Origin of the sequence: Gemella haemolysans, assembly GCF_028308085.1 — a bacterium.
GTDB classification, from domain to species: Bacteria; Bacillota; Bacilli; order Staphylococcales; family Gemellaceae; genus Gemella; species Gemella haemolysans_D.
Genome location: NZ_JAQMFS010000008.1, coordinates 24,501 through 45,125 on the forward strand (window position 1 = coordinate 24,501; position 20,625 = coordinate 45,125).

The window sequence follows — 20,625 nt, forward strand, 5'->3', positions numbered from 1 at the left end:
TCCTATAATGCTATTTCTTTCGAATCATATACTGGTCCATCATAACATACACGTGAGATCGAACCATCGATTTTTTCACAAACACATGCATAACATGCACCTACTCCACAGGCCATTCTCTCTTCTAAAGAAATATACCCCATCTTTTCTTCATCCATCTTAGTTAATGCTTTTAACATAGCAAATGGACCACAACTATAATACTTATCATAGTCAACTTCATAATTTTTTATAACATCAGTAACAAAACCTTTTTCTCCATAACTTCCATCAGCTGTAGCAACATAAGTTGTACCAAGCTCTGCAAATTTTTCTTCATAAAACACATCTTTCACATTATTAAAACCTAAAATATGTACAGTGTTTACCCCTTGTTTTCTAAATTGCTTTGCTAATTCATATAATGGTGGAACTCCAATTCCTCCACCTACTAACAATGCAGTTTGCCCTTTTTCTAGCGTATAAACATCATATCCTTTTCCTAATGGTCCTAATACGTCTACTAAATTACCTGCTTCTAATTCTGAGATCTTTTTAGTACCTTCTCCATCTGCTCTGTAGACCATCACAAATGTATTTTTTTCTTTGTTAATTTCACAAATTGAAATTGGTCTTCTTAATAAAAACTCATAGCTGTTACTTACTTTAATATTTACGAATTGTCCTGGTGTATTCATTTCTTTAACTACATCTCCTTGTAGTTCAATTCTAAATATTTTATCTGCTACTTGTTCATTACTGATTACTGTTGCTAAATAAGTATCCATCCAAATGCTCCTTCTGTAAGAAGAAGGGAAAAAATTTCCCCTTCTTCATCATTTTTTATTTTATAGTGGTAATATATCAAATGAGATTGATTCTAAAACTTTTAGTAGCGCATCTGCTGTATCTAATGATGTTAAACATACAACCTCTTGTTCACTCGCTACACGGCGAATCTTGAATCCGTCTTTTGTTACATCTTTATCTTTTGAAGTAGTATTTACTACTACATCCACATCTCCATTATATATAGCATCAAGTACACTGTAATCACTTTGATTAATTTTTCCTACTGGAGTAACTCTTAATCCGTGTTCATCTAAGTACTTAGCTGTTCCTTCTGTAGCTAATAGGTTGTATCCTAAGCCGAAAAAACGTTTTGCTATATTTAATGCTTCTTCTTTATCATCATCACTAATTGTGAATAAGATATTTCCTTGATCACTTACCTTGATTCCTGCTGCAAGAAGTCCTTTATAAAGTGATTTTTCTAGAGTTCTATCACTTCCCATTACTTCTCCAGTTGATTTCATCTCAGGCCCAAGAGTAGTATCAACATCTTTTAGTTTTTGGAAACTAAACACTGGTACTTTAGTATACACATTTTCTGCTTCTGGTAATAACCCAGTTTCATATCCTTTAGATTTTAGCGTTTCTCCAATGATAGCTCCAGCAGCAAGTTTCGCCATCGGAACTCCTGTAATTTTACTTAAGAATGGTACAGTTCTTGAGCTTCGAGGGTTAACTTCTAGTACGAATACTTCCCCTTTACTGATTACATATTGGATATTTAATAGTCCTACAATGTTTAATCCTTTTGCTAATTTAATTGTATATTCTATTAACTTAGCTTTTTCACCTTCTGTTAATGTTTGAGGTGGATATACTGCTATAGAATCCCCAGAGTGAACCCCAGCTCTTTCGATATGCTCCATAATACCTGGAATAATTACTGTTTCACCATCACTAATGGCATCTACTTCTATCTCACGACCAACTAAATATCTGTCAGTTAGTACTGGATGCTCTGGCGTAAGTTTTACCGCTGTTTTCATATAACGACGTAATTCAGATTCTTCATAAACTATTTCCATAGCTCGTCCACCAAGTACATATGATGGTCTTACTAATACAGGGTATCCAATTTCTTCAGCATTCTTAACTGCTGTTTCTACATCAAAAGCAGTTTTCCCAAGTGGTTGTGGAATATCTAGTTTATGTAATAATTCTTCAAATTTATCTCTATCTTCTGCATTATCGATTTCTTCTAAAGCTGTACCTAGAATTTTCACGCCGTGTTTTTCTAATTTAGCCGCTAGGTTAATCGCTGTTTGTCCACCAAATTGTACTACAACTCCAAGTGGATTTTCATGATTAATTATCGCCATTACATCTTCTTCAGTTAGTGGCTCAAAGTACAGTTTATCAGAGATTGTAAAGTCTGTAGAAACTGTTTCTGGGTTGTTATTAACAATAATTGCTTCGTAACCAGCATCTTTAATCGCCATTACTGCGTGTACTGTTGCGTAGTCGAACTCTACACCTTGTCCGATTCGGATAGGACCAGATCCTAGTACAACAATTTTTTTCTTATCGCTAACGATTGATTCTTCCTCTTGTTCATAACTTGAGTAGAAGTATGGTGTTTCTGAAACAAACTCAGCTGCACATGTATCAACCATTTTGAATACTGGAGTTATTTTATTTTCTTGACGAAGGTTATAGATATCATCTTCTGTCACTCCCCATCTGTGGGCAATTACCTTATCAGAGAATCCGTATTTTTTAGCATATTCTAGTAAATCTACATTTCCAACATTGTCTTTTAATTCATGCTCAATATCAATGATATTTTGCATTTTCTCTAAGAAGAACATGTCAATTTTTGTAATATCGTGAATATCTTTTGTGCTTTGTCCACGTCTTAAAGCTTCTCCGATAAAGAATAATCTTTCATCTCCAGCTTGTTTAATCTTGTCAATAATTTCTTCTAATGTGAAATCATCTCCGTTTGGCAGCCCAAGGTGGTGTACCCCATATTCTAGTGAACGAATAGCTTTTAGTAAACTTTCTTCATAAGTTCTACCCATCGCCATTACTTCACCGGTAGCTTTCATTTGTGTTCCTAGTTTTCTATCTGCATTTTCAAATTTATCAAATGGGAAACGTGGAATTTTACTTACTACGTAGTCAAGTGTTGGTTCGAAACAAGCATATGAGTTTTGTGTAACTGGGTTTATAATTTCATCAAGTGTTAAACCTACAGCAATTTTCGCTGCGATTTTCGCGATTGGATATCCTGTTGCTTTTGAAGCTAGAGCTGATGAACGTGATACCCTCGGATTAACTTCTATAATATAGTATTTGAATGAATTTGGATCAAGTGCAAGTTGTACGTTACATCCACCTTCAATTTTTAAAGCTCTAATAATTTTTAATGATACATTACGTAGCATGTGGTACTCTCTGTCTGTTAATGTTTGAGAAGGTGCTACTACTACTGAATCCCCTGTATGAATCCCCACTGGATCAATATTTTCCATATTACATACAACAATCGCTGTATCGTTAGAGTCACGCATTACTTCGTATTCAATTTCTTTAAACCCTGCGATAGATTTTTCTAATAGACATTGAGTAACTGGTGAATAGTGTAATCCACTACTTACGATTTCTTCTAAATCTTTCTCATCGTAACAGATACCTCCACCTGTTCCTCCCATTGTGAAGGCAGGACGAACGATTACTGGATATCCTATTTCAGCAACGAATTCTCTCGCTTCATCTAGAGTTGTAATAATTGCTGATTCTGGAACTGGTTCATTTAGTTCATTCATAAGGTCACGGAATAATTCTCTATCCTCTGCTTGTTCAATTGAACTTAATTTTGTTCCTAATAATTCCACTCCGTATTTATCTAAGATTCCACTCTTATGTAGCTCAACCGCAAGGTTAAGTCCTACTTGTCCCCCTAATGTTGGAAGTAATGCATCAGGTCTTTCTTTTCTGATAATTTTACTTACAAACTCAAGAGTTAAAGGTTCCATATATACTTTATCAGCGATTTCTTTATCAGTCATGATTGTTGCTGGGTTAGAGTTAACTAAGATAACTTCATATCCTTCTTCTCTTAAAGATAGACATGCTTGAGTTCCAGCGTAGTCAAACTCTGCTGCTTGACCTATTGTAATTGGTCCAGATCCTATTACTAGTATTGTTTTTATATCATTACGTTTTGGCATTTTTATTCTCCTTAATTTTGCATCGGTACTCTATAATTTCTCAGGTTATTTCCTATTTGTTTTCTTTAAATTCTCTCATATAATCTATAAACTGATCGAATAAGTAGTTAGGATCGTGTGGTCCTGGTGATGCTTCTGGGTGATATTGTACTGAAAATACTGGGTATTTTTTGTGTCGTACTCCTTCACATGTTTTATCATTTACTGATAGGTGTGTAAGTTCTAAATCTGTATCTTTTAGTGAGTCGATATCTACACTGAAACCATGGTTTTGTGAAGTAATATCAACTTTTCCAGTTATTAGGTTTTTAACTGGGTGGTTAGCTCCACGGTGCCCGAATTTAAGTTTATATGTTTTCGCTCCGCATGCTAATGAAATAAGTTGGTGTCCCATACAAATTCCAAAAATTGGAATTTTTGGCATAACTTCTTTAAGCATCTCAATTGTTTCTGGTACATCTTCTGGATCCCCAGGTCCATTACTTAACATGATTCCATCTGGGTTAAGTCTGAAAATTTCCGCAGCTGTTACGTTATGAGGTACAACAACGATATCACAATTACGTTCATTAAGTTCTCTTAGTATCCCTGATTTCATACCAAAGTCCACTAGTACTACTCTATATCCATTTCCTGAAGATAAGAAAGCTTTTTGAGTTGAAACTTGTTCAATTTGGTTCGTTGGTAAATCAGTTTTTCTAAGATTTTCTAATTGTTCTTCTGGATCCATACAAAGGTCTGTGATTATTCCTTTGATTGTACCGTGTTCTCTTATTTTTCTTGTTAAACTACGTGTATCGATTCCTGAAATTCCTGGAATGTTAAGTTCTTTTAACACTTCATCTAAACTGTATTCCGTTCTAAAGTTAGAAGGTTTTTTACAAACTTCCCTAACGATAAGCCCTTTAATACTTGGATTAATTGTCTCAAAGTCATCTCTATTGATTCCGTAGTTTCCGATTAATGGATAAGTAAATGTTACTATTTGCCCATTGTATGATGGATCTGATAGTGTTTCTTGATATCCAGTCATACCTGTGTTAAATACTACCTCTCCTGCTAGTGCTTTGTTAGCACCGAATCCATATCCTTTATATACTGTTCCATCTTCTAAAATTAGTTGTCTATCGTAACTGTACATCTTTGTTCTCTCTTTCTAAGTTTTTTATTTTTTAAACTTCAAATACTTCGCTATCTTTGTATGCAACTTGACCTTCACATAGTGTTAGTACTGGTATTCCGTATATTTCTTCTCCTGCGTACGGTGTATTTCTACCTTTAGATAAGAATTTTTCCGGGTCAATTTTCAGTGATTTTTCTAAATCTATTACTACTAAGTCTGCAAAACCACCTTCTTCTAAACGTCCATATGGTAAGTCGAAAGTATCTGCAACTTTTTCCGTCATCAGCTTAACTAGTAAATCTAGTGAGAATACTCCAGTTTTAACAAACTTCGTATAAAGTTGACTGAATGCTGTTTCACTTCCAACAATTCCAAATGCAGCTTTTCTCATCGATAAGTCTTTCTCATGAGTAGCGTGTGGAGCATGGTCTGTCGCTATTACGTCGATTGTTCCATCTAACAAACCAGCGATAAGGGCATTTCTATCTTCACGTGCTCTTAGCGGTGGATTCATTTTCCACATTCCATTATCTTCTGGGATATCCATTTCATCACTTATTAGGTGGTGAGGACACACTTCACAAGTTACTTTAATTCCTGCTGCCTTCGCTTCTCTTACTACCCTTACTGATTCTTTAGTAGATACGTGACAAACATGGTAGTGACATCCCGCTGCTTCAGCTAAAAGAACATCACGTGCAATCTGAACACTTTCACATACTGAAGGAATTCCTGGTAAGTCTAATTCATGACTTCTACGTCCACAGTGCATGCATCCTCCGCGGATTAATGAGTTATCTTCACAGTGAGCTACGATTGCTTTATTTAATTTAGCAGCAACCATCATAGATTCATACATCATGTTAGCATCTTGTACTCCTCTACCGTCATCACTAAAGGCAAAGACATGCTCAGCTAATTCTTCAAAATCAGCATATTCTTTTCCTTCTTCCCCTTTTGTAATAGCTCCGAAAGGTATTGCTCTAATTACTGAGTCACGTTCAATAATATCTAATTGTAATTTTAGGTTCTCATAGTTATCTGGTACTGGATTTAAGTTTGGCATAGGCATTGCTGTAGTAAATCCACCGCGTGCTGCTGCTCTTGAAGCATGATAAATGTTTTCTTTATATTCAAATCCTGGTTCTCTCCAGTGTACGTGAACATCTATAAATCCTGGTGAAACGAATTTCCCTTCTAAGTCTAATACCCTAGCTCCACTCTCTTCGATATTCTCAGATATTTTTACGATTTTTTTATCTTCAACTAAAATATCTCTTTCTACTAATACACCATTTTCTAAAATTTTACCGTTTTTTAAAAGTAACATATACTTCTCCTTTTTATAAATTATTATCTTTAATTATTTTTTCTATCATTGCCTGTCTCATGAACATTCCATTTTTCATCTGTTCGAAGATTACTGATTTAGGTGCTTCAACTAGTTCCGAAGCTATTTCCATATCTCTATTAACAGGTGCCGGATGCATCACTATTGCTGATTCTTTTAATCTTTCATAGCGCTCTTTAGTTAATCCAAAGTTATTATGATATTCATCTTTACTTAGTCCCATCTTAGAGTCATGTCTTTCATGTTGAACTCTTAGCAACATACAAACATCAACTTCTCCAACTACTTTATCAAAGTCTACTACTTCTCCAAGTGTCTCATCTTTGAAAATATCAGGACAAACAAATCTTACCCTTGCTCCTAATCTAGTAAGCATGTTGTAATTACTTCTTGCCACTCGAGAATTTTTAATATCTCCAGCAATAATAACATTAAGATTTTCGAACGTTCCGAATTTCTCATACATTGTCATTAAGTCAAGTAAACATTGGCTTGGATGTTCTCCACTTCCATCTCCTCCGCTTAAAATCGGAATATTTAAATTAGTTAGTTCATTATAGTAAGCGTCTTGACCATGTCTAATAACCAACATGTTACAACCTAACATTTCTAACGTTTTACAAGTATCGTATAAAGTTTCACCTTTATTTACTGACGAAGTTGAAGCCTCGAAGTTTATAACATTTAATCTATGTTTGTGTTCAGCTACCTCAAAACTATGTTTTGTTCTAGTTGAGTTTTCAAAAAATAGGTTCGCTACATATAGATCTTCTCTTGGCTCTACCTGCTTACCATTTTTCAACTCTAAAGCTCTTTCTATCAGCTGATAAACTTCTTCATTTGTTAAGTCTGACATTTTTACTATATTTCTCATAGTGATTCCTCCATTTTGTATAAAAAAATACCTTGTATCCATTTGGCTACAAGGTATGACTGTTCATCAACTATTAAATTCAAGTTATTATCTGGGCATAGTTATACTTAAATATATCTATCCTCAAATAAAGTATAAACTTTAAATTCAATCCCTTGTTAGCCTCTCTGGACTACCTTAAAAAGATTTTATATTTAAATTAATAATATTTCTTCAACATCATCTACTTCATTTAAATGAACTTGTACATTTTCTTTTCTTGAAGTAGGAATATTTTTTCCAATATGATCTGCTCTAATTGGCAGTTCTCTATGTCCCCTATCTACAAGAATCGCAAGTCGAATTGCTTTTGGACGACTAGCATCCATAATGGCATCTATCGCTGCTCTTACCGTTCTTCCCGTATAAAGAACATCATCTACAATAATTACAACTTTGTTTGTCAAATCAAGTTTAAAACGTGGAACTTTTATTTCAGGTTCGTCACTTATTTTTTCTAAATCATCACGATAAAATTTTATATCAAGTGTTTCTACTGGAATATTAGTATTTTCAATTTCTTTGATTTTTTGTTTTAATCTTTTGGCGATATGAATCCCTCTAGTTTGAATACCTACTAAAACAATATCATCTAATTTGTTTTGTTCGATAATTTCATTCGCGATTCTAGTAATCATTCTAGAAATCATTGTTTCGTCGAAAAGAATTCGTTTTTTCATACTTCACCTCAAAAAAATAGCCTACTCTATTGAGCAGGACAGCATAAATAAACTTGGTTTTCCAATTAATAAATCTTTGCTGACCTCTCTGGATCACATTAAAGATGTGTTATTCAAATTATCAATATTATATACCATAATAAGAGATTTGTCAAATGTATAATGGATTATTGGAGCAATTAAATGTCTCCAATAATCCACTTTTTTTATTCATCCTCATCCTTTTCTTTCCATCTAGCACTAGCAACCGCAGCTGAGACAAAACCTAATATTAAGAATGCAGCTATAATAATTTTTATCATAATTGTCCTCATAAATAGTTTTATTATTTCTAATTTATTCGAATTTCAGTACTTCTTTATTCGTAATGTTTATAACCTTCGTTGCAACATTATCGATAAATTCCATATCGTGACTCACCATAATTAGTATACCAGGATATTTCTTTAATATCTTCTCTACCGCTTCTATCGCAACAACATCTAAAAAGTTAGTAATCTCATCTAACAACAGCACATCTGTTTTCCTAAAAAGTAAACTCACGAAATAAAGTTTAATTTTCTCACCTTTGCTTAAAACTTTTATCTTTTTGTTAATATCGTCTCCTCTGAAATTTAGTAAAGCTAGTATATTTCTAAGTTCTATATCATCTAATGTAGTAGATTCTTTCACAAATTCAAACAATGTTTTCTCTTCCTCAAAAATATCAAATCTATTTTGTTCAAAATATGCTACTTGTAAAGAAATAGGAATGGACTCTTTCACATAATTTAGAAAAGTAGTTTTCCCCGAACCGTTTTTTCCTTTAATTAAAATCTTATCTCCACTGGCAAAAGTAAAACCAGGTGATGTCCAAAGAATTTTACCATCTATTTCACAGCTTTTCGCGTCAATACAAAAACTCTTGTTATGAGTTTCCTTAAATATCTCTAAAAATTCAATATCATACTTATCTTTTAACGGCTTAGGTTTAATATTAGCCTGCAACTTATCTTCTTGTCTTGATATTTTTTTCTGCAATCTCTTTTGGTTTTTTGAAATTTTATTTTTTACACTTATAATTCTATAATCTGATCCACTCATATTCTTTGGCTTTCCAGATTTTTTCCGCTGTTCCTCTTTCATCTCTTGGATGCTTTTCTTTATTTTCTTAGCTTCTTTATTGTACTTTTGTAGTTCAGCTTCATACTCAGCAGTTTCAATTTCTTCTTGAAACTTGTACTCATGATAATTCCCATTAAATTCTCTCACTGTATTATTTTCGATTATCCATAACTTAGTACAAACATTATTTAGAAAATTTCTATCGTGACTTGCTATACAAAAAGTTGCTGGAGTTCTTTTTATAAGATTAGCTATTTTGCTAGCATTATTATAATCTAAGTATGTTGATGGCTCGTCAAGTAAATATAGCTCAACATTCGATAATAAGCTACTTCTAATCTTGTTTACAACAACTTCTCCACCACTTTTTTTAAGAAGAGAGTTTTCTCCAAATTCTAAAAACTCTGATGAAATGTTATTTTCATCTTTAAGCGAGTCATCTATATATTTTAACAGAGTTGTCTTCCCTGAACCGTTTTTCCCTATTAAACCAATAATATCACCAGTATATATACTCAATTTTTCAATTTTAAATAATATCTTCCCTTGTTTTTCAAACTCTATGTTTTTAATATTTAATATTTGCATACATTAACTCCTTTTTAATAAAATCTCTCTATTAATCTAATGTATCCATGCTCCCACCCCCAAATTGAGTTTCACTAGTGTTTATTTACTCATATTATACCAAAAATTAAAATAATTGAAAGCTATTTCTTTAACAATTCTCTATTTATTAAAATATTTGTGCTATAATTGTATTTATAATTTAAAATAGTAATCTGGAGGTTTTTATGATTGAAAAAATTATACAAGATGAACTTGAAAAATTTTATCCAGAAATGATTGAACTTCGTCGCTATATGCATATGCATCCTGAAGTTTCATTTAACGAAAAAAATACAGCGAGATTCATTAAAGAATATTTAGAAAAAATTGGAATTACTAATATTAAAACAAACGTCGGCTTAAATGGTGTAGTCGTAAGAATTAAAGGACAAGATTCTTCAAAAACAATCGCTTTTCGAGCAGACTTCGATGCACTACCTATAAATGATGCAAAAGATACCCCATATAAGTCTACAATTCCTAATGCAATGCACGCTTGTGGTCATGATGGACACACTACAGCATTACTTGCAACATGTAAAGTTCTAATGGATCATCAAGAAGATCTTCCACATGATGTTGTCGCAGTTTTCCAATATGGAGAAGAACAAGCTCCAGGTGGAGCAAAACCAATGATTGATGCTGGTTGCTTACAAGGAGTCGATGCAATATTTGGAGCACATCTTTGGACACCACTTCCACTTGGAACTTTAGGATATAGTTACAGAGAACTATGTGCAGCTGCAGACAGATTTGAAGTGAAAATTAATACTATGGAAAATGCAAATATTATTGCTGCTGAATTTGTTAGTATGACTCAACAAATAGTTTCCCGTTTTTCTAAACCAAGAGAAACACTTGTCATTACTTTAGGAAAACTTGAAAGCTCTGTTAAAGAAGCAAGTATTACTGGTACGATAAGACATTTCAATAAAGAACTTCACAAAACGGTACTAACTAAGCTTCAGAATTTATGTAAAGCTCTAGAAAATGAATATTCTAGTACCAATATAGAATTTATTTATTATGGTGGATACCCACCTCTTATAAACCACAAAAAAGGAACAATAGAAATAAAAAAAGCAACTTCTAAGATTCTTCCAGATATTAAGCAGATGGAAATTGAACCGCTTATGATTGGAGAAGATTTTGCATATTATGTTGAAGAAGTTCCCGGAGGATTTTTCTTAATTGGTGCAGGGAATTCTACCTTCGCTAAATATCCACATCACCATCCAAATTTTGATTTTGAAGAAGAAGTAATGAAACAAACCGCTTCAATATTCTTAACGCTAGCATTTGATTCCGCTAATATAATAAAAAATCTTAAGGGGGAACAATAGATATGAATACATATTTAGTTACTATTTACGGTAAAGGCGGACACGGTGCTGAACCTCATGAAGCCATTGATACAACAGTTATTGCTGGTGAATTTATTAGAAAAACTACAAAATACAAAAACATTGAGATTATCTCCGTAAGAAGTGGAGATGCTTTTAATATAATCTCTGGTAAGGCGAAAATTAATTTAAAAACAGATAATTTAGAACAGTTAAAAACAATACTATCTTCACTGCTTATATATTACGGTGAGCAGACTAGATTTGAAATAATAGAAAATTAAAGAGACTGAGGTAACTCGAAATCATGATTTCATAGAAATCTTCAAGTTACCTCAGTCTTTATTTTTTAATGATTTATTTCTGTAATATTTCCTTCACCCTTTTTTGTAATTCTGGTACTACTTCTTTGATAAACCATGGATTTTTATTATGCCAACGAAAATTCAATGGTGAAGGGTGAACAATTGGAAAAAAACGTGGCAAATACTGTTTATAATTAAATACAGTTTCCGTTAGATTTTGTTGTTTCTCATTTCCCAAGTAATAATCTTGTGCGTATTTTCCTACAAGAATAATAAGTTCAAGATTAGGCATAAGTTCTAAAACTTTATCATGCCATTTTTTTGCAAAGTTTTTTCTTGGTGGTAAATCCCCACTCTTACCTTTACCAGGATAATAGAAATCCATCGGTACTACACCTATTAAACCAGATTTATAAAACATCTCATCATCTATTCCCATCCACTCACGAAGTTTAACTCCACTTTTATCATTGAAGAAAATCTTACTCTCTTGAGCTTTAATACCAGGCGCTTGACCTACGATTAATATTTTTGCTGTACTAGGTGTAGAAAATAAAGGTTCTATTCCTTCATCTGTGTATTTTTTATTATCACTATCTTCCATTATTTCTTTTTTTAATTGTTCAAAACTATCCATATTTTTCCTCTAGAAATTATTTTCTAATTAATTCAACTACTGCTTCAACTGCCGCTGTTCCTGGGAACATGTCTACTGGTTGAATACGTCTAATTTTATATTTTCTTGTTAAAACTTTTAAGTCACGTGCTAATGTAGATGGATTACAGCTCACATAAACAATTTTCTTAGCGTCAACCGCTAATAAGTTTTTAGCTAGTGGTCCAAGACCTACACGCGGTGGATCTACTATTGCTACATCGAAGTTGATTCCTTTTTTCTTCCAACGTGGGACTATTTTATTAGCGTCTCCTGCAACATAAGTACAGTTTGTTAAATTATTTAATTTAACATTATCATTCGCATCTTTAATTGCAGCAGGGATAATATCAACACCATAAACCTCTTTACAATTACGGCTGACATATTGTCCAATTGTTCCAACTCCACAGAAAGCATCTAATACAACATCTGTTTCTTTTAGTGCAGCAAACTCAACTACTTTATCATAAAGTTTTCTTGTTGCCGGTGGATTTAATTGGAAGAATGACTTAGCCGAAAGTTCATACTTAATATCACCAATTTTTTCAACGATATAATCTGAACCATATAAAGTAACACTTTCTGTTCCCATTACCAGGTGATCTTTGTCATTTGTAATATTTAGTATTATACTTTTAACGATTCTTTCACGCTTAAGTTCATTAACGACCTTATCCATATTCTTAATCTTATCAGTATTCGCTACGAATGTTACTTGAACATCCCCATTATAAAATGAAGTTCTTGTAGCAATATATTTAACACCGTAATTCTTTTTATTTGTAGAGATTTCTACTTTGTATTTTCCAAGTAATCTCTTAGCCAAGTTTGTTATTTTATTACCATTTTCGTGTAATGCTAAATCTTCATTAATTTCAACTAAATCATTAGAACCTTCTCTATATAATCCTGCAATAACACGCCCATTTCTAACAGCTAAAGGAAATTGATTTTTGTTACGATATCCTTCAGTTACAGGACTAGCTAATGTTTTTAATACTAACTTATCAGGTTTTGGTAGCCTATAGTATTTATCAAAAGCATCTAACAAAATTGTACGTTTATATTCAAGTTGTTTTTCATAGCTAACATGAGCTAAACCATAAGCTCCACTCTCAGCATATTCTCTTTTGATTTCTACTCTATGCGGACTAGGTTCTTTTACTTTAACAAGTTTACCAATAATATATTTTGGTGTTTCCTCAACTATTTCACAAACTATAACTTCGTCAGGTAGTGCACCTTTTACGAAAGTAATTTTCTTTTTATAATATCCTATCCCCTCACCATTAATTCCTATTTTCTTAATTGTAAGTAAGACGTTTAGTTTTTTACCGTTTTTATTTTTCATCGTATCCTCATTCATAAAGATAAGCTGAGTAAAAGCAAAACACTCCCACTTCAGCTTATCCAATTCTACTATTATTTTATAGTTTTAATTTCGTTATCTAATTCTTCTACTAATGCAATTAATCTATCAATTTGAGTTAAATCAACTTTTTCAGGTTCAATATTTTCTAACTCGCTTGCAAAATCTTCAAATTTCGTTTTTAATTCTTCTAAAATATTATTAGGCATAACATTCTCCTTTTTTGTTCTCTATTCCATTATAATATAAATTCATAAAAATTCAACTCATATCACAAAAATTAATCAATAATTTTAACTATTACTAATCCGCATACATTCAGAAATAAATAGTCCATCTTATATTAGCGTTAATTATATATTATTAGTAGAAAGAAAAATCACTATTTACGTAAATATTATTAATAGACTTTTAATATATTTTAAGGTACTATTAAATTAGGAGTGGTATATTATGAATTATATTAATTTACAATTATTAAACATTGATATTTCAAGTGTTTTTTACTATATAACTTCTATTTTTAACGATATAAACTTTGATATTGTATTAACTATATTTTTAATAATAAATACTTTATTAGCATTTTCTATTGTTTTTATAGAATATCAGACTACTACGTCTTCTTGGGCATGGATATTAGTTCTATTTCTATTTCCATACCTAGGTTTTGTTCTTTATTTAATATTTGGAAGACCTATATATAGGGAAAAAATCTTTCCTTTTTCAGATGATGAGAAGATAAAATATCAACAAAATCTATTGAAAAGGGAAACTCCTTATGAAATCTCAAAAAATGAACAAGTAATACACAAACATAGAAATCTAATAGAATTAAATTTTGAAACAGATAAATCATTCTTGTCAAAAAATAATAAAATACAAATTATTACAGATGGAAAAGAAAAATTTAGATTATTATTTGAAGATATTAAAAATGCTAAAAGCTATATTCATATTCAATATTATATCTTAAAAAAAGATGGAATCGGTAAACAACTCTTTCACCTACTAGAACAAAAACTTCTAGAAGGTGTAGATGTATATATTCTTTATGATGATATTGGTTCAAGAAAATTAAGTATTTCTTCATTAAGAAAACTTACTAAAAACAATGCAAAAATAAAACAATTCTTTAAATCAAAACTTCCACTGATTAATTTTCGTATGAATTACAGAAATCATAGAAAAATAGTTACAATAGATGGTAATATTGGTTATACTGGTGGATTTAACGTTGGGGATGAATATCTAGGATTAGATAAAAAATTTGGATACTGGCGAGATACACATCTTCGAATTGAAGGAGAAGCTGTAGGATCTTTGGAGTATCGTTTTATAGATGACTGGAATTCACAGTCAACTAAAAAAACAGAACAACTAGAATTAACTTCTGATCATATTTCAACACCTGTTGATAATTATTTACCAATTCAATTAGTTTCTAGTGGCCCTGATAATAAACTTCAAAAAATCAAATATAGCTATCTATATATGATTTCGAGAGCAAAAAAATACATCTATATTCAGTCACCCTACTTCATTCCTGATGAAAGTGTTATGGATGCATTAAAAATGGCAATATTATCCGGAATTGATGTTAGAATTATGGTACCTAATAAACCTGATCATATGTTTGTTTATTGGGCAACATACTCATTTATTGGAGAATTAGCTGAATTAGGTGCGAAAACATATATTTACGAAAATGGATTTATTCATACAAAGATGATTATCATCGATGATGAAGTCTCAAGTTTAGGAAGTGCAAACTTCGATTATAGAAGTTTCAAACTAAACTTTGAACTTAATGCATTTATGTATGACTATAAAACTACAAAAGAATTTAGACATCTTTTCTTAAAAGATATAGAAAAGTCTTCACTAGTTTCTTTTGAAAAATATCAACAAAGAAGTTTACTAATAAGAATTAAAGAAGCCTTTGCAAGGTTGATTTCACCGATTCTTTAGTTGTTTTATATTAAAAAATATGATATATTAATACATATGTACACATAGGAGGACAAAATTTAATGAAGAAATTTAAAAAAGCTATTTTACCTATAGCTCTTAGTATATCAGTTATAGGTTTAGCAGGATGCTCTACTGGAGGAACAAAATATATTTCTAGTAAAGCAGGAGATGTAACAGAAAAAGATATCGTAGAAAGTATTGGGGCTAGTCAACTTTCAAAAACAGCTACTAGTATGATGATTCAAAAAGTACTTTTAGACAAATATAAAAATAAAATCGATCAAAAAACTATCGATGAGCAACTTCAAAAAGCTCAAGAACAATACGGTGGTAAAGATAAATTTGAACAACTTTTAAAACAACAAGGATTCACTCTTGATAAATATAAAGACGGTCTAAAAGTTAAAGCTGCTCAAACATTATTAATTAACGACTACGCTGGAACTAACGATGACAAACTTAAAGAAAGCTATGAAAAAAATAAACACCAATATCACTTAGCTCACATTCTTATAAGTGTTAAAAGTGAATCAAATCCAAATGGATTAAGTGATGAAGAAGCTAAGAAAAAAGCAGAAGAAGTACTTAAAAAACTTAAAGATGGTGGAGATTTTGCTACATTAGCAAAAGAAAATTCTAACGATACTGCTAACGCTTCTAACGGAGGAGACTTAGGATGGTCTTCTAAAGAAGATAATTCATTTGTTAAAGAATTTAAAGATGCAGCATACTCATTAAGTAAAGATAAAATATCAGATGTTGTAAAAACTTCATTTGGATATCACATTATTAAAGTATTAGATGAAAAAGACTCATCATTCGACGAATTAAAACCAGCATTAGCTGAAAAAGCTGCTGAAGAAGCTGTTAAAAAAGATAGCACAATCGTAAGTAAAGCTCTTAAAAAATTATTCGAAGAGTATAATGTTAAATCAAGCAACAGCGATGTTGAAGCATACATTAAATCAATGCTAGAAGGAAATACTTCAGCTCAATAATAAAATTCATAAAGACGACTAATAGCAACTTAGCTTTTAGTCGTCTTTGATTTAAATATAATAAGAGATTAGAGAAATAACTCATGTAAATTATTTTCTAATCTCCTATATTAATTAACTAACATCATCACGAGCACCTAGAATCTCGATAGCATTTTTTATTCTATCTTTTGTAGGTGGATTAATATCATTTAATTCATAATCTATTCCTAATTCTTTATATTTGAATTTAGCCATATCATGGTAAGGTAATACTTCTACACGCTCAACACCATGTAATGTATCAATATATTCACGTAATTTTTTTAAGTAATAATCATCATCTGTCCATTTTGGAACAAGCACGTGTCTAATCCACATTTTAGCTCCATGTTCACTTAAGAAATTAGTAAATTGAATAATATTTTTATTTGTACGTTTAGTTAAACGCATATGGTGTTCATCATCAATATGTTTAATATCAACTAAGAACAAATCAGTTAGAGATATCAATTCTAATACTTTTTCATTCATGCTTGGAGCATTTACATAGAAACCACCGCATGTATCAACACAAGTATTAATACCAATTTTTTTCAATTCTCTAAAAAGCTCTAAAATAAAATCGATTTGTAGTAATGACTCTCCACCACTTACCGTTACTCCTCCGCCTTCACTAGCTTCAAAGAAATCACGATATTTTACTATCTCTCTTGTTAATTGATCTACTGTCATAACTTTAGCATCAGGATTATGCATTTTCCATGTATCTGGATTATGGCAGTATTTACATCTTAACATACATCCTTGGAAGAATACTACATATCTTATTCCAGGACCATCTACATTACCAAAAGATTCAACTGAGTGAACATTTGCTGTTAATTCTTTTTTCTCTTCTGCAGAATTCACTTTTACTTTTTCCATTTCCATATGCGATCTCCTCCTTCTGCTATTTATAGTTTAATTATAACGTATACATCGCTATTTTGTAAACACTTTTATAGTATTATTTACTACCTAATTAATCTAAAAAAGTGGAGGCCTGTAGCCTCCACCTTCTTACTATTTATTCACTTAATTACATGAATTGGTGCATTGTACGGCTTAATACGTCACGTTGTTGTTCTGGAGTTAAACTGATTAGACGTACAGCGTATCCTGATACACGAATTGTGAAGTTTGGATAATCTTCTGGAGATTCAATAACTTTAAGTAATGTTTCTTTATTGAATACGTTAGTATTTAAGTGGTAACCACCTTTTTTGAAGTATCCATCCATCATTGCTGTTAAGTTTTTGATTTGGTCTTGTTTAGTTTTACCTAATGAGCTTGGTGTAAATGCAGCAGTTAAGCTGATTCCATCACGGCTGTATTCATATGGTAATTTAGCTACTGAGCTTAAGCAAGCTAGAGCTCCACTTTGGTCACGTCCGTTCATTGGGTTAGCACCTGGAGAGAATGGTTCTCCTGCACGACGTCCATCTGGAGTGTTACCAGTTTTTTTACCGTATACTACGTTAGAAGTAATAGTTAAGATAGATGTTGTAGTTTCATCTGCACGGTAAGTTGGGTGTTTTTTAAGTTTAGTCATGAATGTTTTTAGTAATTCAACAGCGATTTCATCTGCACGGTCATCGTTGTTACCGAATGTTGGGAATTCACCTTCAACTTTGTAGTCTACAGCTAATCCAGTTTCATCTTCGATTGGAGTTACTTTAGCATATTTAATAGCTGATAAACTATCCACTGCTACTGAGAATCCAGCGATACCAGTTGCCATGAATCTTCTAACTTTAGTATCGTGTAATGCCATTTCTAAGCTTTCGTAAGAATATTTATCGTGCATGTAGTGGATTACGTTTAATGTATTGATGTATAGTTTACATAACCATTCCATGAATACATCGAATTTAGCCCAAACTTCATCGTAGTTTAATACACCACGTAGAGGTTCTGTTTTAGGTCCAACTTGGATTCCTAATTTTTCATCACGTCCACCGTTGATTGTGTATAGTAAAGCTTTAGCTAAGTTAGCACGAGCTCCGAAGAATTGCATATCTTTACCAGTAGTCATACCACTTACACAACAAGCGATAGATTTATCACAAGTTCCTAAGAAGTCTGCTAATAATTCATCACTTTCATATTGGATAGCACTGTGGTTAATTGAAGATTCAGAACAGAATTCTTTGAATCCAGTTGGTAATTTACTAGACCAAAGGATAGTTAAGTTTGGTTCTGGAGAGTTACCCATGTTATCTAATGTGTGGATGAAACGGAAGTCAGTTTTAGTTACTAATGATCTTTCAGCGTCTAACATTTCACCTACGATTAATGTAGCCCAAATTGGGTCACCAGAGAATAATTGGTTATATTCTGGAGTACGAGCAAATTTAACGCAACGTAATTTTAATACTAAGTGGTCAATTAATTCTTGAGCTTGAGACTCGTTAATTGTTCCATCTTGTAAATCTCTTTCAATATAAATATCTAAGAATGTAGCGATATTACCGATTGACATTGCAGCACCGTTTTGTTGTTTGATAGCTGCTAAGTAACCGAAGTATAACCATTGAACAGCTTCTTTAGCTGTAGTAGCTGGTTCAGAAATGTCGAATCCGTAGATTTTAGCTAATTCTTTTAATTCACCTAAAGCACGAATTTGTTCGTTAACTTCTTCACGGTCACGAATAACGTGTTCAGTCATAACACCGTCAGCTCCGATTTGAGCTAAGTCTTCTTTTTTCCAAGCGATAAGTTGGTCAACACCATATAAAGCTACACGACGGTAGTCCCCGATAATACGACCACGTCCGTATGCATCTGGAAGACCAGTGATTACACCAGATTTTCTTACTAAACGCATTTCTGGAGTATATGCATCGAATACACCTTGGTTGTGAGTTTTACGGTAGTCAGTGAAGATTTTAATAACTTCTTCGTCTACTTCGTATCCGTATGCTTTACAGCTGTTAACAGCCATGTTAATACCACCGAATGTCATTAACGCACGTTTAAGTGGTTTATCAGTTTGTAACCCAACAACTTGTTCTAAATCTTTTTCAATGTATCCAGGTCCGTGAGATAAGATAGTTGAAGGAATACTAGTATCCATATCTAATGTTCCACCAGCTAAACGTTCTTGACGCATTAAATCATTGAATTTTTCTACTAATTTAGTAGTTGCTTCAGTTGGTCCTGCAAGGAAAGATGCATCTCCTCTATATTCAGTATAGTTAGATTTAATGAAATCTACTAAATCTACCTCTGTTTGCCATTTACCACCAACGAATGCTTTTTTTTCTGCAACTGTTGTCATATTAATGTCACTCCTTAAAATTTTTTATTATATATGTGATAAATAAATTTATTAATTAAACTATTTGTTACACTCTTAGTGTATCGCATACATATTACTAAGACAATATTTTTCTTATTCAAATTGTGTACAATTTGTGAACTCTAGTACTAATACAGTAAATATGAATTCTGAATTCTCTATTTAATTAATAGTAAAATATTACTGTGTATTTTTGAAAACCTAATTGCAAAAACGATGAAAACGTTAACTTTAGCCATTTGTTTTTCTATAGATATTTTATATCTCTAAGAAATCTGTTATTATACTGTAATTATTTATATAGAATATATTTGGTAGACATATATAAAAAATATCATATTTTTTTACAAAAAATAAGAGGTAAATGATAGATGGTATCGTTTACCTCTTTAATTTTCTATTTATCAAATAAATTTGATAAATTTCCATAACCCTCTTTTTCTAAATCTTCCTTCTTAATAAACCTTATCGAAGCACTATTTATACAATATCTAAGCCCTCCCAGTTCACTTGGACCATCTGGAAATACGTGTCCTAAATGAGCATCTCCCACTCTACTTCTAACTTCAATTCTTTCCACTAAATGCGAATTATCTTTATAGTACCTAGTGACTTCACTTTCAATTGGTTTTGAGAAACTTGGCCACCCGCAATGAGATTTAAATTTATCTTTTGAAGAAAATAATGGTTCACCTGTTGTTATATCTACATATACTCCTTCTTCAAAACTATCCCAATATTGTCCAGTATACGGACTCTCAGTTGCACTTTCCATAGTAACTGCATATTCTAAATCAGATAATTCTTTTTTTAGTTCATCTTTAGATTTTTTTTCAAAATCATCTGGATTAATTTTTATTTGTTCATCCATT

Annotated in this window: 17 protein-coding genes; 4 read left to right on the top strand and 13 right to left on the bottom strand. The window is 31.9% G+C overall.

Annotated features, from left to right (window positions below; translation table 11 throughout):
• Nucleotides 1-2: 2 nt before the first annotated feature.
• The 7 genes from PNO30_RS00340 to PNO30_RS00370 all read right to left on the bottom strand — a co-directional run bounded on the left by PNO30_RS00340 (nucleotide 3) and on the right by PNO30_RS00370 (nucleotide 9,763).
• Nucleotides 3-767: a dihydroorotate dehydrogenase electron transfer subunit gene (locus tag PNO30_RS00340; protein WP_271986699.1), complete on the bottom strand. Its 765-nt coding sequence runs from the start codon at nucleotides 765-767 to the stop codon at nucleotides 3-5.
• 60 nt (nucleotides 768-827) lie between these two features.
• Complete coding sequence (gene carB, locus PNO30_RS00345; protein ID WP_271986700.1) at nucleotides 828-4,004, bottom strand: carbamoyl-phosphate synthase large subunit; 3,177 nt, start codon at nucleotides 4,002-4,004, stop codon at nucleotides 828-830.
• Between the two features lie 52 nt (nucleotides 4,005-4,056).
• Nucleotides 4,057-5,145, bottom strand: a complete 1,089-nt coding sequence (gene carA / locus PNO30_RS00350) for a glutamine-hydrolyzing carbamoyl-phosphate synthase small subunit (RefSeq protein ID WP_271964868.1) — start codon at nucleotides 5,143-5,145, stop codon at nucleotides 4,057-4,059.
• A 31-nt stretch (nucleotides 5,146-5,176) separates the two neighbouring features.
• Nucleotides 5,177-6,457 (bottom strand): dihydroorotase, encoded by a 1,281-nt coding sequence (locus tag PNO30_RS00355; protein ID WP_271986701.1) that lies wholly within the window; start codon nucleotides 6,455-6,457, stop codon nucleotides 5,177-5,179.
• Between the two features lie 13 nt (nucleotides 6,458-6,470).
• Entirely contained in the window at nucleotides 6,471-7,352 is an 882-nt protein-coding gene (locus PNO30_RS00360; RefSeq protein ID WP_204641507.1) for an aspartate carbamoyltransferase catalytic subunit, read from the bottom strand.
• 194 nt (nucleotides 7,353-7,546) lie between these two features.
• The gene (pyrR, locus tag PNO30_RS00365; RefSeq protein WP_048802527.1) at nucleotides 7,547-8,071 is read right to left on the bottom strand and encodes a bifunctional pyr operon transcriptional regulator/uracil phosphoribosyltransferase PyrR; all 525 of its coding nucleotides are present in this window, start codon (nucleotides 8,069-8,071) and stop codon (nucleotides 7,547-7,549) included.
• 336 nt (nucleotides 8,072-8,407) lie between these two features.
• Nucleotides 8,408-9,763 (bottom strand): ATP-binding cassette domain-containing protein, encoded by a 1,356-nt coding sequence (locus tag PNO30_RS00370; protein WP_271986702.1) that lies wholly within the window; start codon nucleotides 9,761-9,763, stop codon nucleotides 8,408-8,410.
• A gap of 206 nt (nucleotides 9,764-9,969) precedes the next feature.
• Between PNO30_RS00370 and PNO30_RS00375 the strand changes: the two genes are divergently transcribed.
• Nucleotides 9,970-11,127: a M20 metallopeptidase family protein gene (locus tag PNO30_RS00375; protein WP_271964874.1), complete on the top strand. Its 1,158-nt coding sequence runs from the start codon at nucleotides 9,970-9,972 to the stop codon at nucleotides 11,125-11,127.
• Nucleotides 11,128-11,129: 2 nt separating this feature from the next.
• Nucleotides 11,130-11,411: a peptidase dimerization domain-containing protein gene (locus PNO30_RS00380; protein ID WP_271986703.1), complete on the top strand. Its 282-nt coding sequence runs from the start codon at nucleotides 11,130-11,132 to the stop codon at nucleotides 11,409-11,411.
• 73 nt (nucleotides 11,412-11,484) lie between these two features.
• Here the strand turns inward: PNO30_RS00380 and PNO30_RS00385 are convergent, their stop codons facing one another.
• The 3 genes from PNO30_RS00385 to PNO30_RS00395 form a co-directional block, all read right to left on the bottom strand.
• A complete protein-coding gene (locus tag PNO30_RS00385) occupies nucleotides 11,485-12,069 on the bottom strand; it encodes a uracil-DNA glycosylase family protein (protein ID WP_271986704.1) in 585 nt (194 codons plus the stop codon).
• Between the two features lie 16 nt (nucleotides 12,070-12,085).
• Nucleotides 12,086-13,441 (bottom strand): 23S rRNA (uracil(1939)-C(5))-methyltransferase RlmD, encoded by a 1,356-nt coding sequence (gene rlmD, locus PNO30_RS00390; protein ID WP_271964877.1) that lies wholly within the window; start codon nucleotides 13,439-13,441, stop codon nucleotides 12,086-12,088.
• 71 nt (nucleotides 13,442-13,512) lie between these two features.
• Complete coding sequence (locus tag PNO30_RS00395; RefSeq protein ID WP_003144715.1) at nucleotides 13,513-13,668, bottom strand: SE1561 family protein; 156 nt, start codon at nucleotides 13,666-13,668, stop codon at nucleotides 13,513-13,515.
• A 244-nt stretch (nucleotides 13,669-13,912) separates the two neighbouring features.
• Between PNO30_RS00395 and cls the strand changes: the two genes are divergently transcribed.
• Nucleotides 13,913-15,430, top strand: a complete 1,518-nt coding sequence (gene cls, locus PNO30_RS00400) for a cardiolipin synthase (RefSeq protein WP_271964878.1) — start codon at nucleotides 13,913-13,915, stop codon at nucleotides 15,428-15,430.
• A 62-nt stretch (nucleotides 15,431-15,492) separates the two neighbouring features.
• Nucleotides 15,493-16,431 carry a foldase protein PrsA gene (locus PNO30_RS00405; protein ID WP_271964879.1) on the top strand — a complete coding sequence of 313 codons (939 nt, stop codon included), beginning with the start codon at nucleotides 15,493-15,495 and terminating at the stop codon, nucleotides 16,429-16,431.
• A 114-nt stretch (nucleotides 16,432-16,545) separates the two neighbouring features.
• Here the strand turns inward: PNO30_RS00405 and pflA are convergent, their stop codons facing one another.
• The 3 genes from pflA to msrB all read right to left on the bottom strand — a co-directional run bounded on the left by pflA (nucleotide 16,546) and on the right by msrB (nucleotide 20,624).
• On the bottom strand, nucleotides 16,546-17,343 hold the full coding sequence (gene pflA, locus PNO30_RS00410; protein WP_271964880.1) for a pyruvate formate-lyase-activating protein: 798 nt from the start codon (nucleotides 17,341-17,343) through the stop codon (nucleotides 16,546-16,548).
• A 148-nt stretch (nucleotides 17,344-17,491) separates the two neighbouring features.
• The gene (gene pflB, locus PNO30_RS00415) at nucleotides 17,492-19,732 is read right to left on the bottom strand and encodes a formate C-acetyltransferase (protein ID WP_271964881.1); all 2,241 of its coding nucleotides are present in this window, start codon (nucleotides 19,730-19,732) and stop codon (nucleotides 17,492-17,494) included.
• 418 nt (nucleotides 19,733-20,150) lie between these two features.
• Nucleotides 20,151-20,624 carry a peptide-methionine (R)-S-oxide reductase MsrB gene (gene msrB / locus PNO30_RS00420; protein WP_271964883.1) on the bottom strand — a complete coding sequence of 158 codons (474 nt, stop codon included), beginning with the start codon at nucleotides 20,622-20,624 and terminating at the stop codon, nucleotides 20,151-20,153.
• Between the last annotated feature and the right edge of the window lies 1 nt (nucleotide 20,625).